This window comes from Acidovorax sp. LjRoot66, assembly GCF_964253305.1.
GTDB lineage: Bacteria > Pseudomonadota > Gammaproteobacteria > Burkholderiales > Burkholderiaceae_C > Acidovorax.
In genome coordinates, this window is record NZ_CAXUQU020000001.1 from 2,562,587 (window position 1) to 2,575,686 (window position 13,100).

Below are 13,100 nucleotides of genomic sequence, written 5' to 3' on the forward strand. Positions count from 1 at the left end.
CTTCGCGCCAGCGGCGCACCCCGATTTTTGAGTTGATGGAGTTATGCGTATGAAGATTTCACGCTGGCTGGCCCTTGCGGGCCTTGCCGCGCTGCCGGGCATGGCCACGGCGGCGGACATCGATGGCAGCGCCTTGTCCGTGCTGTGGGGTGTTCCGTTTGCCGGCCTGCTGCTGTCCATCGCCCTCATGCCTTTGCTGGTGCCCAGTTTCTGGCACCACCACTTCGGCAAGGTGGCGGCTGCCTGGGGCCTGGCCTTTCTGGCGCCGTTTGCCGTGATGTTCGGTGCCCCGGCCGCAGGCATCAGCCTGGTGCATGCGCTGGTGGCCGAGTACATCCCGTTCGTGATCCTGCTCACGGCGCTGTACACGGTGTCCGGCGGCATCTACATCCGTGGCAACCTGCATGGCAGCCCGGGGCTGAACACCGCCATCCTGGCGATCGGCGCGGTCCTGGCGAGCTTCATGGGCACCACGGGCGCATCGATGCTGCTGATCCGCCCGCTGATCCGCGCCAACGACAACCGCAAGCACGTGGCGCATGTGGTGGTGTTCTTCATCTTCATCGTTTCCAACGCGGGCGGATCGCTCACGCCGCTGGGGGACCCGCCGCTGTTCCTGGGCTTCCTCAAGGGCGTGGACTTCTTCTGGACGGTCAGCCACATCTTCCCGGAGACCTTGTTCCTGGTGGGCGCGCTGCTGGCCATCTTCTACGCCCTGGACTCCTGGTACTACCACCGGCGCGAAGAGACGTTGCCGGTGGACCCCACGCCCGACAGCCGGGCCATCGGATTCGACGGCAAGCTCAACTTCGTGCTGCTCGGCGTGGTGGTGGCGCTGGTGCTGGCGAGCGGCTTCTGGAAGTCGTCGGTGTCCTGGACCATAGCTGGCGCCGAGGTCGGCCTGCCCGGGCTGATGCGCGATGTCGGCCTGATCGTCGTGGCGCTGGTATCGTTCAAGCTCACCCCCGCCCAGGTACATGCGGACAACCAGTTCGGCTGGGGCCCGATGCAGGAGGTGGCCAAGCTGTTCGCGGGCATTTTCCTGACCATCATCCCCGTGATCGCCATGCTCAAGGCCGGCACCAGCGGTCCGTTCGGCGCCGTGGTCTCGGCCGTGACGCGCCCCGACGGTTCGCCCGACCCGGCCATGTACTTCTGGGCCACCGGCGCGCTCAGCTCCTTCCTCGACAACGCGCCCACCTACCTGGTGTTCTTCAACACCGCCGGCGGCGACCCGGCCGTGCTCATGACCACGCTGGCGCCCACGCTGGCCGCCATCTCGGCGGGCGCGGTGTTCATGGGCGCCAACACCTACATCGGCAATGCACCCAACATGATGGTCAAGGCAATTGCCGAAGACCGCGGCGTGAAGATGCCCAGCTTCTTCGGCTACATGCTGTGGTCGGGCGGCATCCTGGTGCCGCTGTTCGTCGTGATGACCTTCATCTGGTTCCGTTGATCTGGAGATCGAACTTTCATGAGCAAGCCCCGCATCCTGGTCGCCCGCGCGATCTTCCCGGACATCGTCGAGCGCCTGCGCCAGCACTTCGAGGTGCAGGACAACCCCGAGGACGTGATCTGGACCCCGGCCGAGCTGGCCGAGCGCCTGGCCGACAAGGACGGCGCCTTCACCACTGGCAGCCAGCGCATCGATGCACTGCTGCTGGCCGCTGCGCCGCGCCTGCGCATCGTGGCCAACATGGCCGTGGGCTACAACAACTTCGACGTGGACGCCATGACCGCCGCAGGCGTGCAGGGCACCAACACGCCCGACGTGCTGACCGAGACCACGGCCGACTTCGGCTTTGCGCTCTTGATGGCCACCGCGCGCCGCATGACCGAGAGCGAGCACTACCTGCGCGCCGGGCAGTGGACCAAGTGGAGCTACGACATGTTCTCGGGCTCGGATATCCATGGCAGCACGCTCGGCATCATCGGCATGGGCCGCATCGGCCAGGGCATTGCGCGCCGGGGCGCGCACGGCTTTGGCATGAACGTGGTCTACCACAACCGCTCGCGCCTGTCGCCTGAGCTGGAGGCCGAATGCAGGGCCCGCTACGTGGGCAAGGAAGAGCTGCTGCGCACGGCCGACCATGTGGTGCTGGTGGTGCCCTACACGCCGGCATCGCACCACACCATCGGCGCGGCCGAGCTGGCGCTGATGAAGCCCACGGCTACGCTGATCAACATTGCGCGCGGCGGCATCGTGGACGACGCGGCCCTGGCCGTGGCCCTGCGCGAACAGCGCATCGCGGCGGCGGGGCTCGACGTCTTCGAGGGCGAGCCCAGCGTGCACCCCGATCTGCTCACCGTGCCCAATGTGGTGCTCACCCCGCACATTGCCAGCGCCACCGTGCCCACGCGCCGTGCCATGGCCAATCTGGCGGCGGACAACCTGATCGCGTTCTTCGAAGCCGGGGCGCCGCTGACCCCTGTCAACACCCCTGTGCCACGCGCACGCTGATCCGTTTTTGCATACACAATAGCCGCCTGCCACCGCGCACCGCATCGGTGCGCAATCTCCTAGCCAGGCTTCTTTTTTGACTACCGACACCCTCATCCTGCTGGCCGCGCTGGCCCTTGTCCTGTTGCTGCTGGTGCTCGTGCTGCTGCGCCGCCCGCGCGTCGATCTGCCGCCCGAACTGGCCGCCCGCCTGCAGGCGCTGGAGCAGACAGCCCAGGCCACGCAACTGGCCGTGGCCCGCAACGATGGGGCCATGGAGGCCCTGGCCCAGCAGATGCGTGGCTTCACCCAGACCACCCAGGCCACGCTGGAAACCGTGCGCCACGCCGTGGACGAGCGCCTGGCCCAGGCCGTGACCGAGTCGCGCAATGGCCGCGCCGAGCTGCTGGCGGCGTTCGGCGTGTTCGAGGGGCAACTGGCCAAGCGCTTCGACGGGCTGCAGCAGTCCGTGGCTGGCCGGCTGGAAGAAAGCAGCAAGGCCCTGCTGGCGAACCTGGCGCAGGGTCAGGCCGATTCGGCCGTGGCGCGCAAGGAGCTGTCGGACACGCTCACCGGTTTTCGCACCGAGCTCACCACCACCACGGCCGGGCTGGCGGCCGAGAGCGTCAAGTCGCGCGAGACCATGGCCGAGAGCGGGGTGCTGTTCGAAAAGCGCATCCAGGAGCGCTTCGAGGCGCTGACCCTGGCCACGCGCACCACGCTCGACTCGCTCAAGGGCGACATCCAGAGCCAACTGGGCACCATGTCCGGTGCGCTCAAGGACCAGCTCGAAGCCAATGGCAACCAGATCCGCCACCAGTTCTCGGTGCTGCAGGACGCCGTCTCGCAGCAGCTCACCGGCATGCTGCAGGGCAGCCAGACCAATGCCGAGCAGTTGCGCAACGCGCTCAACGAGCGCCTGGCTGCGATCCAGGCCGACAACTCCACCAAGCTCGAAGAGATGCGCCGCACGGTGGACGAAAAACTGCACGCCACGCTGGAGCAGCGCCTGGGCGAATCCTTCAAGCTGGTGAGCGACCGCCTGGAGCAGGTACACAAGGGCCTGGGCGAGATGCAGACCCTGGCCGGCAGTGTGGGGGACTTGAAGCGCGTGATGACCAACGTGAAGTCGCGCGGTACCTGGGGCGAAATGCAGCTCGGCGCCATCATCGAGAACGTGCTCACGCCCGACCAGTTCGCGCGCAACGTGAAGACCGTGCCAGGCAGCGACGACCTGGTGGAGTTCGCCATCCGCCTGCCAGGCAAGAGCGACGAGCACCCCGTGTGGCTGCCCATCGACTCCAAGTACCCGGTGGAGCAGTACCAGCGCCTGATGGATGCACAGGACGCAGCGGACAAGGGGCTCATCGCCTCGACCGGCAACGCCTTCGAGACCTCGATCAAGCTCGAAGCCAGGAAGATCTTTGCCAAGTACGTCTCGCCCCCGCACACCACTGATTTCGCGGTGCTCTACCTGCCCACCGAGGGGCTGTTCGCCGAAGTCATCCGCCGCCCCGGCCTGGTGGAAGCGTTGCAGAACGACTGCCGCGTGATGATCACCGGCCCCGCCAACCTGGCGGCCATGCTCAACAGCCTGCAGATGGGCTTCAAGACCCTGGCCATCGAGAAGCGGTCGTCCGAGGTCTGGAGCCTGCTGGGCATGGTCAAGACCGAGTTCGCCAAGTTCGGCGACGTGGTCGAGGCCACCAAGAAGTCCATCGACTCGGCCGCCAAGCGCTTTGAAGAAGTCGGTGTGCGCACCCGCGCCATCCAGAAGCGCCTGCGCGACGTGCAGGACCTGCCCGCACCTGACGTGGCCGGCGCCGTGCCCAAGCTGCGGCCCCCGATGTCGGCCGCTGACGCGCAGGACGACCTGCTGTGAACGCGGCGCTGGCCCGCCTGATCGCCGGCCAGATCTGCGTGCACGCCTGCATGGCGGGCATGCGCCTGGCCGCCCCCTTGCTGGCCCTGCGCGAAGGATACAGCGCCGCCGCCGTGGGGGTGCTGCTGGCCTTGTTCGCGCTCACCCAGGTGTTCCTGGCGCTGCCGGCCGGCCGCTATGCCGACCGCCATGGCCTCAAGCGCCCGGTGGGCTATGCTGTAGCCGTGGCCACTGCGGGCGCTGCAGCCGCGCTGGTGTTCCCGGTGTTCCCCGTGCTGTGCCTGGCGGCACTGGCCACCGGGGGCGCCACGGGCGCGGCCACCATTGCGCTGCAGCGCCATGTGGGGCGCGCCGCGCACGATGCCACGGCGCTCAAGCAGGTGTTCAGCTGGCTGGCCATCGGGCCGGCAGTGTCCAACTTCATCGGGCCGTTCTGCGCCGGGCTCATGATCGACCATGCAGGCGTCATCGCCGGCGACACCCAGGGCTACCGCGCTGCGTTCGCGCTCATGGCGCTGCTGCCGCTGGCCACCTGGTTCTGGGTGCGCGACACGGTGGAGCTGCCCCCGGTGATCGCTGCGGCCGGCGGTCCGCCCCAGCGCGCCTGGGACCTGATGAACGAGGTGCCGTTCCGGCGCCTGCTCATCGTCAACTGGATCCTCTCCTCGTGCTGGGATGTGCACACCTTCGTGGTGCCGCTGATCGGGCATGAGCGCGGGCTGTCGGCATCGGTCATTGGCTCCATCCTGGGGGCGTTTGCGATTGCCGCTGCGGTCATCCGCGTGCTGATGCCCCTGGTGGCCGAGCACCTGCGCGAGCGCGTGGTGGTGGCCGCGGCCATGGTCGCCACGGCGGCGCTGTTTGCGGTTTACCCGGTGATGCCCACCGCGCTCACCATGGGCGTGTGCTCGGTGCTGCTGGGCTTTGCGCTGGGTTCGGTGCAGCCCATGGTGATGAGCCTGCTGCACCAGATCACGCCCTCCCACCGCCATGGCGAGGCGCTGGGCTTGCGCCTGATGGCCATCAACGCATCGAGCGTGCTCATGCCCATGCTGTTCGGCACCGCCGGTGCCGTGATCGGCGTGGGCGGGGTGTTCTGGGTGGTAGGCGCCGCCGTGGGGGCCGGTGCGCGCCTGGCCTGGAACATGGGCAAGCCGCAGGCCGTGCACTGATGGCGGCCCTTTTGTAAAAAAACGCCTCTGCTGCTGAAATCGGAGTAGATTTCGGTAGCGTCTGCTCACATCGTTTGCAAAAAGCTGCATGGCCGGCCCGGCTTTGGGGTGCCGGCCTGGTGGCCTTGCGGCTCTCTCGGGGCAAGACGCCCAACCCGCATGAGGAGACTTCCCATGGGTGTTTTTCGTCTCGCCCGCTGTGGCGCGGGGCCGCTGGCCCTCTCATCCCTGCTGTGGCTGGCGCCCGTGGTGGCGGCGCAGGCCGACGCGCTGATCGACCAGGCGTCAGCCCTGGTGCAACGTGGGTCTGCCCGCGAGGCCTTTGACCTGCTCGATGCGCAGGAGGCGGCCCGCGCGGGCGACCCCGCCTTTGACGCCGCCATGGGCAGCGCCGCCCATGCCGCAGGCCAGTACAGCCGCGCCGTGATGGCCTGGGAGCGCGTGGTGGCCGCACAGCCGGACAACATGGCCGCACAGGTGGCACTGGCCCGTGCCCTGTATGCCGTGGGGGACCAGCGCGGCGTGCTGGCCCTGTCCGAACTCGCCCGGTCACAGGGCACACCGGTGGATGCAGCACTCAGCATCGACCAGTTCCTGGTCTCCTACGACCGGGCCGCAAGCGATGGCGGCTCCAGCCTCAAGGGCTATGCCGAGCTGGCGCTGGGCCACGACTCCAATGTGAACGCAGGGCCGGCCTCGATGCTGCTGCCGTCTCCGGTGCCGGGCACGCCGGCATGGACGCTGGCGCCTTCGGCCCTGGCGCGGTCGACCGATTTCCTGGCGGCGCTGGTGGCGGTGCGCGGGCGCTACGTGATGGACGCACGCTGGTCCCTGGTCGGCGCTGCGGCAGGCACGCCGCGCCGCAACGAGGGCGGCGCCGGCGCATTCGATTCCGACCAGCTCGATGCCAGCGCCGGTGTGTCCTGGCGCTCGGAGCGCCATGAATTCATCGTGCAGGGGCAGGGCGCCTACTACGCGCTCGATGGCACGCGGCTGCGCAGCATCGGCGGGGTGCTGGGCGAGTGGATCTACCGGCTCGATGGCTTTCGCCAGTGGGGCAGTTTTGTGCAGTCGGCGCGCCTGCACTACCCCACGCAGCCGCTGCGCGACGTGCAGCGCACGGTGCTGGGTACCACCTACGCCCATGTGTTCCGCGAAGGCAGCGTGGCCTATGCGGGCGTGCATGGTGGGCGCGAGGAGCCCGATGCGGCCGGTGTGGACTACCTCGGCCACCGGCTGGTGGGCATGCGTGCGGGCGGGCAACTGGCGCTGGCCCGCAACTGGGCGCTGTTCGCCAACCTGGACTGGGAGCGGCGCCGCTATGGCGCGGCCGACCCGTTCTTCGCCGTGGTGCGGCGTGACCGGCAGGTGAATGCCTCGCTGGGGGTGTCATGGGTTCCCACCACGGCCTGGCGCATCACACCGCAGTGGACCGGCACGCACAACGATTCCACGCTGCCCGTGTCGGAGTACCGGCGGCGCATCTGGTCCGTCACCGTTCGGCGCGAGTTTTGAACACAGAAGAGGTGCAGCCATGAAAACCGAACCTCGCCTGTCCCGTATTGCCCTGCTCATGGCCATGGTGGCCGCCTGGCCGGCATCGGGCCTGGCTGCGGCTGGCCTGGTGCAATTTGCCACCGGCGAGGTCAGCCTGCGCCGGGGCGATGCCACCAGCGGCGTGGCCAAGGGCGCCGAAGTGGACACGGGCGATGTGCTCCTCACCGGCAGTGCGGGGCGGGCCCAGATCCGCTTCACAGACGGTGGCCTGGTGGCGCTGTACCCGGATTCGCAGTTCACCGTGACCCGGTATTCCGACAGCGGCGACCTGGCGCAGGACGGCTTTGCGGTGACCTTGCTGCGCGGCGGCATGCGTGCGATCACGGGCCTGATCGGCAAGCGCAACCCGGGCAGTTACAAGGTCATCACACCCACGGCCGTGGTGGGCATCCGGGGCTCGGCCTTCCTGGTGGGCTTCAATGCGCAGGGCCAGCTCACGGTGGCCGGCGAACAGGACGAAATCGAGGTCTGTACCGAGGCTGGCTGCGTCGGCGTGAAGGCCGGCGAGGCGGTACTGGTGCTGTCCAGCCAGAAGCTGCCGGTGTACACGAACACGCGCGCACTGCTGCCCTTGCCCGCGCTGCCCCTGCCGCAGATGGCGGGCGATCAGTTGGGCGGCGATGGCCACCGCACCAGCGTGTTCGTCATTCCGCCGCCGCCACCACCTCCTCCTCCCCCACCGCCGGTGCACGTGCCGCCTCCGCCGCCGGTGGTGGATCCGGTCGTGCCCTTGCCACCACCTCCGCCGCCACTGCCACCGCCAGCCCCTGTTCCGGTGCCACCACCGCCGCCACCGGGGCCGGTTCAGCCGCCGATACCTGCACCGGGTCCCGCGCCGGTACCGGTGCCGCCTCCGGAGGTCGTGCCTGCGCCGCCACCGCCCAGTACCGGCACGGGCACCACGCCAGGCGCCACGACGACACCGCCCGCCACAACGCCACCCCGACCCGTGCCGCCGCCGCCAACGTTCACGCCCATCTTCGTGCTGCCGCCAGGGGTGATCTTGCTGCCTCCGTCACCGCCCCCGATACGCTGATTCCGTTCCAGCAGGGCAGGCGCAGTGGCGCGCACCACTTGACGGCCCCAAGGGTTGCCGCTGCCGCCCCCGGCCGCGCCGGGGCGCGAAGCGTTCAGATCTTGTAGAACGACTTGATCAGGTCCCAGGCTTCCTGGGGGTCGTCGGTGTAGTGAAAGAGCTTCAGGTCCTGCTCCGAGATCGTGCCTTCTTCCACCAGCACGTCGAAGTTGACCAGCCGCTTCCAGTAGTCGGTGCCAAAGAGCACGATGGGCACGGGCTTGGCCTTGCCGGTCTGCACCAGGGTCAGCACCTCGAACAGCTCGTCCAGCGTGCCGAAGCCGCCAGGGAAGGCCACCAGCGCCTTGGCACGCATCATGAAATGCATCTTGCGCAGCGCGAAGTAGTGGAACTTGTAGCACAGCGAGGGCGAGATGAAGCGGTTGCCGCTCTGCTCGTGGGGCAGGGCGATGTTCAGGCCCACGTTGAGCGCGCCCACGTCGTGGGCGCCGCGGTTGGCGGCTTCCATGATGCCGGGGCCGCCGCCGGTGCACACGTAGATGCGGTCGGCCGGCGCATTGCGTTCGCTGTGCTCGGCCACCAGGCGGGCGAACTGGCGCGCCAGATCGTAGTAGCGCGCATTGCGCACGGCCTGCCGGGCCTTGGCAATGAGGGCCTCGTCGCCGCTGGCCTCGGCTGCGGTCAGCTGTTCGGCGGCCTCGTCGGGGGCAACGAAGCGGGCGCTGCCATAGACCACCACGGTGCTCTCGATGCCCTGCGCGGCCTGGCCCAGGTCGGGCTTGAGCATCTCCAGCTGGAAGCGGATGCCGCGCGTCTCGCGGCGGAACAAAAATTCGGGGTCGGCAAACGCCAGGCGGTAGGCATCGGCATGCAGCGGGTTGCCTTGGGAGGCATGGGTCTGCAGTTCGGCCCAGGCATCGGCCAGGCGGCTCTCGTTGAGTTGGGTATTGGCGTCCATGGGGCCATTGTGCCGAGGTTCCATGGCAGTTTCCGGTGCAGGGTCGCTCTTTTGTGAGGAAATCCGACCCGCCTGCAAGGCAGACCTGGTGGATCAGGCGCGCTGGGCCAGAAACCAGGTGGCGCTCTGGATGCCCAGCACCGTGAGTACCAGGGAGCCCGCGACATGCAGGCCTGTGGTGCCCAGTGCCAGCAGATAGCGCTGCTGCATCAGCATGGCCACCACCTCGGCCGAAAAGCTGGAGAACGTGGTGAGCCCGCCCAGGAAGCCCGTGACCAGCGCCAGGCGCCAGGCCGGATCAAGCTGCGGCAGGGCCTGGAGCACCGCCACGGCCACGCCGATGAGGTAGCCGCCCACCAGGTTGGCCGCCAGCGTGCCCCAGGGCAGAAGGGAGGTGCCTGTGGTGAGCCACAGGCCCAAGCGCCAGCGGGCCAGCGCGCCTAGGCTGGCACCGATACAGATGGCGAGAATGGGCAGCATGGCGCCAATGTACCAGCGCGGCGGCAGCGCGTTCAGCGCGTCGTTGCCATCTGCTGCGGCAACCAGGTGACGATGCCCGGGAAGATGTAGATCAGCGCCACGGCGCCGCACATGAGCAGGAACATCGGCATGGCCGTCTTGGCGATCCAGGGCAACTGGCGATTGGTCATGCCCTGCAGCACGAACAGGTTGAAGCCCACCGGCGGCGTGATCTGAGCCATCTCCACCACCAGCACGATGAAGATGCCGAACCAGATGGGGTCGATGCCAGCCGCCTGTACCGTGGGCATGAGCACACCCATGGTCAGCACCACCATCGAGATGCCGTCCAGGAAGCAGCCCAGGATGATGAAGAACACGGCCAGCGCAGCGATCAGCTGGGCCTTGTTCAGCCCCAGCGACGCGATCCATTCGGCCAGGTGCCGGGGCAGACCGATGTAGCCCATGGACAGCGTCAGGAAGGCGGCGCCCGCCAGGATCAGTGCGATCATGCAGTACAGCCGCGTGGCCCCCATGAGCGAATCCCTGAAGGTGCTCCAACTCATGGAGCCCTGTACCGTGGAGAGCACCAGCGAGCCGACCACGCCCACGGCTGCGGCTTCGGTGGCGGTGGCAAAGCCGGTGTAGATGGACCCCAACACCGCCACGATCAGCAGCACCACCGGAATCAGGCTGCGCGACTCCGAGAGTTTCTCCATGAACGTCATCTTTTTGTCCGCAGCGGGAACCTGGTCGGGATTGCGCAGCGCCCACACCATGATGTAGCCCGAGAACAGGGCCGCCAGCAGAATGCCCGGGAATACCCCCGCGATGAACAGCTGCGAGATCGAGACCTCGGCCGATACGCCGTAGACGATCATGATGATCGATGGCGGGATCAGCAACCCTAGGGTACTGGCGCCCGCCAGCGTGCCTACGACCATCTTTTCCGGGTAGCCCCGTCGCGTGAGCTCGGGCAGCGTCATCTTGCCGATGGTGGCGCAGGTGGCGGCGCTGGAGCCGGAGACGGCCGCGAAGATGGTGCAGCCCACCACGTTGGTGTGCAGCAGTCGCCCGGGCAGCGACTGGACCCAGGGTGCAAGGCCCTTGAACATGTCTTGCGACAGCCGGGTGCGGAACAGGATTTCGCCCATCCAGATGAACAGGGGCAGGGCCGTCAGCGTCCAGCTGGAGGCTGAGCCCCAGATGGTCACTGCCATGGCATCGCCCGCAGGGCGCGCGGCAAACAACTGCATGCCGATCCAGGCCACGCCGGACAGCGTGAGCCCTATCCAGACACCGCTGCCCAGGATCAGGAACAGCGAAAGAACCAACAGGCCGGTAATGGCGATATCACTCATGGGGGCGGCCTTGTGTCATTCGTTTCGCAGGGCTTCGCCAGGCGATGCCTGGCTGCGCCTGTCCAGGATCTCGAGCACCAGCTCGTCGATGAAGGCGATGGCCAGGATCACGGTGCCCAGGGCCATGGCGATCTGGGGGATCCACAGTGGTGTGGCATCGTTGCTGGTGGATATGTCGTGGAACTCGTGGGACTGCCAGGCCAGCTTGCAGCTGTAGGCGGCAAACAGCAGCGCCAGCAGGCAGGCGATGGCCAGCGCCCAGATCTCGAAGGCCTTCTTGGCCTTGCCCTTGAGCGCGTTGAGCAGCAGGGTCACGCGGATGTGCTCACCCCGCTTGAGCGTGTGCGCCAGCGCCAGAAAACCCGCTGCGGCCATCAGGTAGCCGGCATAGGCATCGGCTCCGGGGACGTGGAAATGCAGCTGTCGGCTGACGATGGACAGCAGCACCATCCCCAGCAGGCCAACCATGAAAAGCGCCGCCAGTGCGGCGGCGCTGTCGTACAAGAAATCAAGCAGTCGGCGCATGTCGGCGGCTTGCTTACTTGCGATATGCGTCGATCAGCGCCTTGCCATCAGGCCCGGCTTTTTCCAGCCATTCCTTGAGCATGGTGTCGCCCACCTTGGTCATGTCCGCTTTCAGTGCGGCGGGGGGCGGCAGCACTTCCATGCCGTTGGCCTTGAGCTTGGCCAGGGTGTCTGCGTTGACCTTGGCACTGGCCGCCCAGCCGCGAGCCTCGGCATCGGCGCCCGCCTTGCGCAGGGCGTCCTGCAGGGGCTTATCGAGGGCGTCGAAGGCCTTCTTGTTCACCAGCACGGCGTTCTTGGGCAGCCAGGCCTGGGTGTCGTAGTAGAACTTGAGGTGTTCGTACAGCTTGCTGTCCACGCCGGTCGCGCCGGAGGTCATGGTCGACTCGACCACACCCGTGGCCAGCGCCTGCGAGAACTCAGCAGCCTGCACGGTGACTGGCTGCGCACCCACCAGTTCGGCGATGCGTGCAGTGGCCGGGCTGTAGGCGCGCCACTTGATGCCCTTGAGGTCGGCTGCGGTCGCCAGGGCCTTCTTGGTGTAGATGCCTTGCGGTGGCCATGCCACTGCGTACAGCAGCGTCATGCCCTGCTCGCCCAGTTTCTTTTCAAGGAAGGGTTTTTGCGCGGCGTAGAGCTTCTTGGATTCGTCGTAGCTGTCGGCCAGGAAGGGCAGGCCATCGACGCCGAAGAGTTGCCATTCGTTCTGGAAGTTGGCCAGCAGGATCTCTCCCATCTGTGCCTGGCCGCCTTGCACGGCGCGCTTGATCTCAGGAGCCTTGAACAGTGCCGCATTCGCATGCACCGTGATCTTGAGCTTGCCCCCCGTGGCCTTGTCCACATCGGTGGCCAACTGCATCATGTTCTCGGTGTGGAAGTTGGTGGCCGGATAGGCGGCCGCCAAGTCCCACTTGGTCTGGGCGAAAGCCGAGGGAACGGACAGAGTACAGGCCAGGGCCAGCGCAGTGAGGGGGAGGATTCGACGCTTCATTGATAGCTCCGCAAGGTAGAAAACGGGGGGTATGCCACTGTATAGGAAGCAATTCGTTACGGCATAGGTGTTTGCCTGAACGTTGACAAATTGCCAACAAATCATTGGTGACTTGCCTACAATGAGCGCATGCACATCCCGTGCCAGTTTCGACTTCTGCAAAGGCTCTTTCCATGAAACCTGCGGCCCGGGCCAAGGGCGATTCCGGCCCCATCGTCTCGTCAGCGCACCTGGTGTCTGCGCAGAGCGCCGAAATGAGCGAGTTCGAGTTCGGGCTCATCGTCGCGGGCAATGCCTTTCATCGCTGGGTGGTGCACTGCATGTCCGCCGCGGGCCTCAAGGACCTGACACCGCTGGACGTGGTGGTGCTGCACCATGTGACGCACCGGGCGCGTGACAAGCGCCTGGCCGACATCTGCTTCATCATGAACGTGGAAGACACACACCTGGTGAACTACGCTTTGAAAAAGCTGCAGAACTTGGGCGTGGTGGCCTCGCAGAAGAACGGCAAGGAGGTGACCTATGCGGCCACCGATGTGGGCCGGGCTTACGTGCAGCGCTACCGCGAGATCCGCGAGCGCTGCCTGATCGATGCGCTGCATGCCGACGATGCCCTGAACCGCGACATCGGCGAGCTGGCCCGTTTGCTGCGTGTGCTCTCGGGCATGTACGACCAGGCAGCACGTTCGGCGGCATCCCTGTGATGGCCGTGTGCG

12 protein-coding genes are annotated in these 13,100 nt (G+C 67.0%); 7 read left to right on the plus strand and 5 right to left on the minus strand.

The window, feature by feature from the left end:
- The first annotated feature begins 49 nt into the window (after nucleotides 1-49).
- The 6 genes from ACSQ3Y_RS11850 to ACSQ3Y_RS11875 all read left to right on the plus strand — a co-directional run bounded on the left by ACSQ3Y_RS11850 (nucleotide 50) and on the right by ACSQ3Y_RS11875 (nucleotide 8,090).
- Entirely contained in the window at nucleotides 50-1,459 is a 1,410-nt protein-coding gene (locus ACSQ3Y_RS11850; protein WP_436177399.1) for a sodium:proton antiporter, read from the plus strand.
- An 18-nt stretch (nucleotides 1,460-1,477) separates the two neighbouring features.
- Nucleotides 1,478-2,464: a 2-hydroxyacid dehydrogenase gene (locus tag ACSQ3Y_RS11855; protein WP_436177400.1), complete on the plus strand. Its 987-nt coding sequence runs from the start codon at nucleotides 1,478-1,480 to the stop codon at nucleotides 2,462-2,464.
- A 76-nt stretch (nucleotides 2,465-2,540) separates the two neighbouring features.
- On the plus strand, nucleotides 2,541-4,325 hold the full coding sequence (gene rmuC, locus ACSQ3Y_RS11860; RefSeq protein ID WP_436177401.1) for a DNA recombination protein RmuC: 1,785 nt from the start codon (nucleotides 2,541-2,543) through the stop codon (nucleotides 4,323-4,325).
- A complete protein-coding gene (locus ACSQ3Y_RS11865; protein WP_057205866.1) occupies nucleotides 4,322-5,497 on the plus strand; it encodes an MFS transporter in 1,176 nt (391 codons plus the stop codon). The genes rmuC and ACSQ3Y_RS11865 overlap by 4 nt, the downstream gene beginning before the upstream one ends.
- Before the next feature lie 174 nt (nucleotides 5,498-5,671).
- Nucleotides 5,672-7,012: a surface lipoprotein assembly modifier gene (locus tag ACSQ3Y_RS11870; RefSeq protein ID WP_436177402.1), complete on the plus strand. Its 1,341-nt coding sequence runs from the start codon at nucleotides 5,672-5,674 to the stop codon at nucleotides 7,010-7,012.
- 19 nt (nucleotides 7,013-7,031) lie between these two features.
- Nucleotides 7,032-8,090, plus strand: a complete 1,059-nt coding sequence (locus ACSQ3Y_RS11875; protein ID WP_436177403.1) for a FecR family protein — start codon at nucleotides 7,032-7,034, stop codon at nucleotides 8,088-8,090.
- 94 nt (nucleotides 8,091-8,184) lie between these two features.
- Here ACSQ3Y_RS11875 and ACSQ3Y_RS11880 read toward each other — a convergent pair whose 3' ends face one another.
- From ACSQ3Y_RS11880 to ACSQ3Y_RS11900, 5 genes are all read right to left on the minus strand, one after another.
- Nucleotides 8,185-9,048, minus strand: a complete 864-nt coding sequence (locus ACSQ3Y_RS11880; RefSeq protein WP_057269531.1) for a TIGR00730 family Rossman fold protein — start codon at nucleotides 9,046-9,048, stop codon at nucleotides 8,185-8,187.
- A 93-nt stretch (nucleotides 9,049-9,141) separates the two neighbouring features.
- The gene (gene crcB, locus ACSQ3Y_RS11885) at nucleotides 9,142-9,528 is read right to left on the minus strand and encodes a fluoride efflux transporter CrcB (RefSeq protein ID WP_057269530.1); all 387 of its coding nucleotides are present in this window, start codon (nucleotides 9,526-9,528) and stop codon (nucleotides 9,142-9,144) included.
- 32 nt (nucleotides 9,529-9,560) lie between these two features.
- The gene (locus ACSQ3Y_RS11890; RefSeq protein WP_057269529.1) at nucleotides 9,561-10,868 is read right to left on the minus strand and encodes a TRAP transporter large permease; all 1,308 of its coding nucleotides are present in this window, start codon (nucleotides 10,866-10,868) and stop codon (nucleotides 9,561-9,563) included.
- A gap of 15 nt (nucleotides 10,869-10,883) precedes the next feature.
- Nucleotides 10,884-11,393: a TRAP transporter small permease gene (locus ACSQ3Y_RS11895; RefSeq protein WP_057269528.1), complete on the minus strand. Its 510-nt coding sequence runs from the start codon at nucleotides 11,391-11,393 to the stop codon at nucleotides 10,884-10,886.
- 13 nt (nucleotides 11,394-11,406) lie between these two features.
- Complete coding sequence (locus ACSQ3Y_RS11900) at nucleotides 11,407-12,384, minus strand: TRAP transporter substrate-binding protein (protein WP_057269527.1); 978 nt, start codon at nucleotides 12,382-12,384, stop codon at nucleotides 11,407-11,409.
- Between the two features lie 173 nt (nucleotides 12,385-12,557).
- Between ACSQ3Y_RS11900 and ACSQ3Y_RS11905 the strand changes: the two genes are divergently transcribed.
- Complete coding sequence (locus ACSQ3Y_RS11905; RefSeq protein ID WP_057205885.1) at nucleotides 12,558-13,088, plus strand: winged helix DNA-binding protein; 531 nt, start codon at nucleotides 12,558-12,560, stop codon at nucleotides 13,086-13,088.
- The last annotated feature ends 12 nt before the right edge of the window (nucleotides 13,089-13,100 follow it).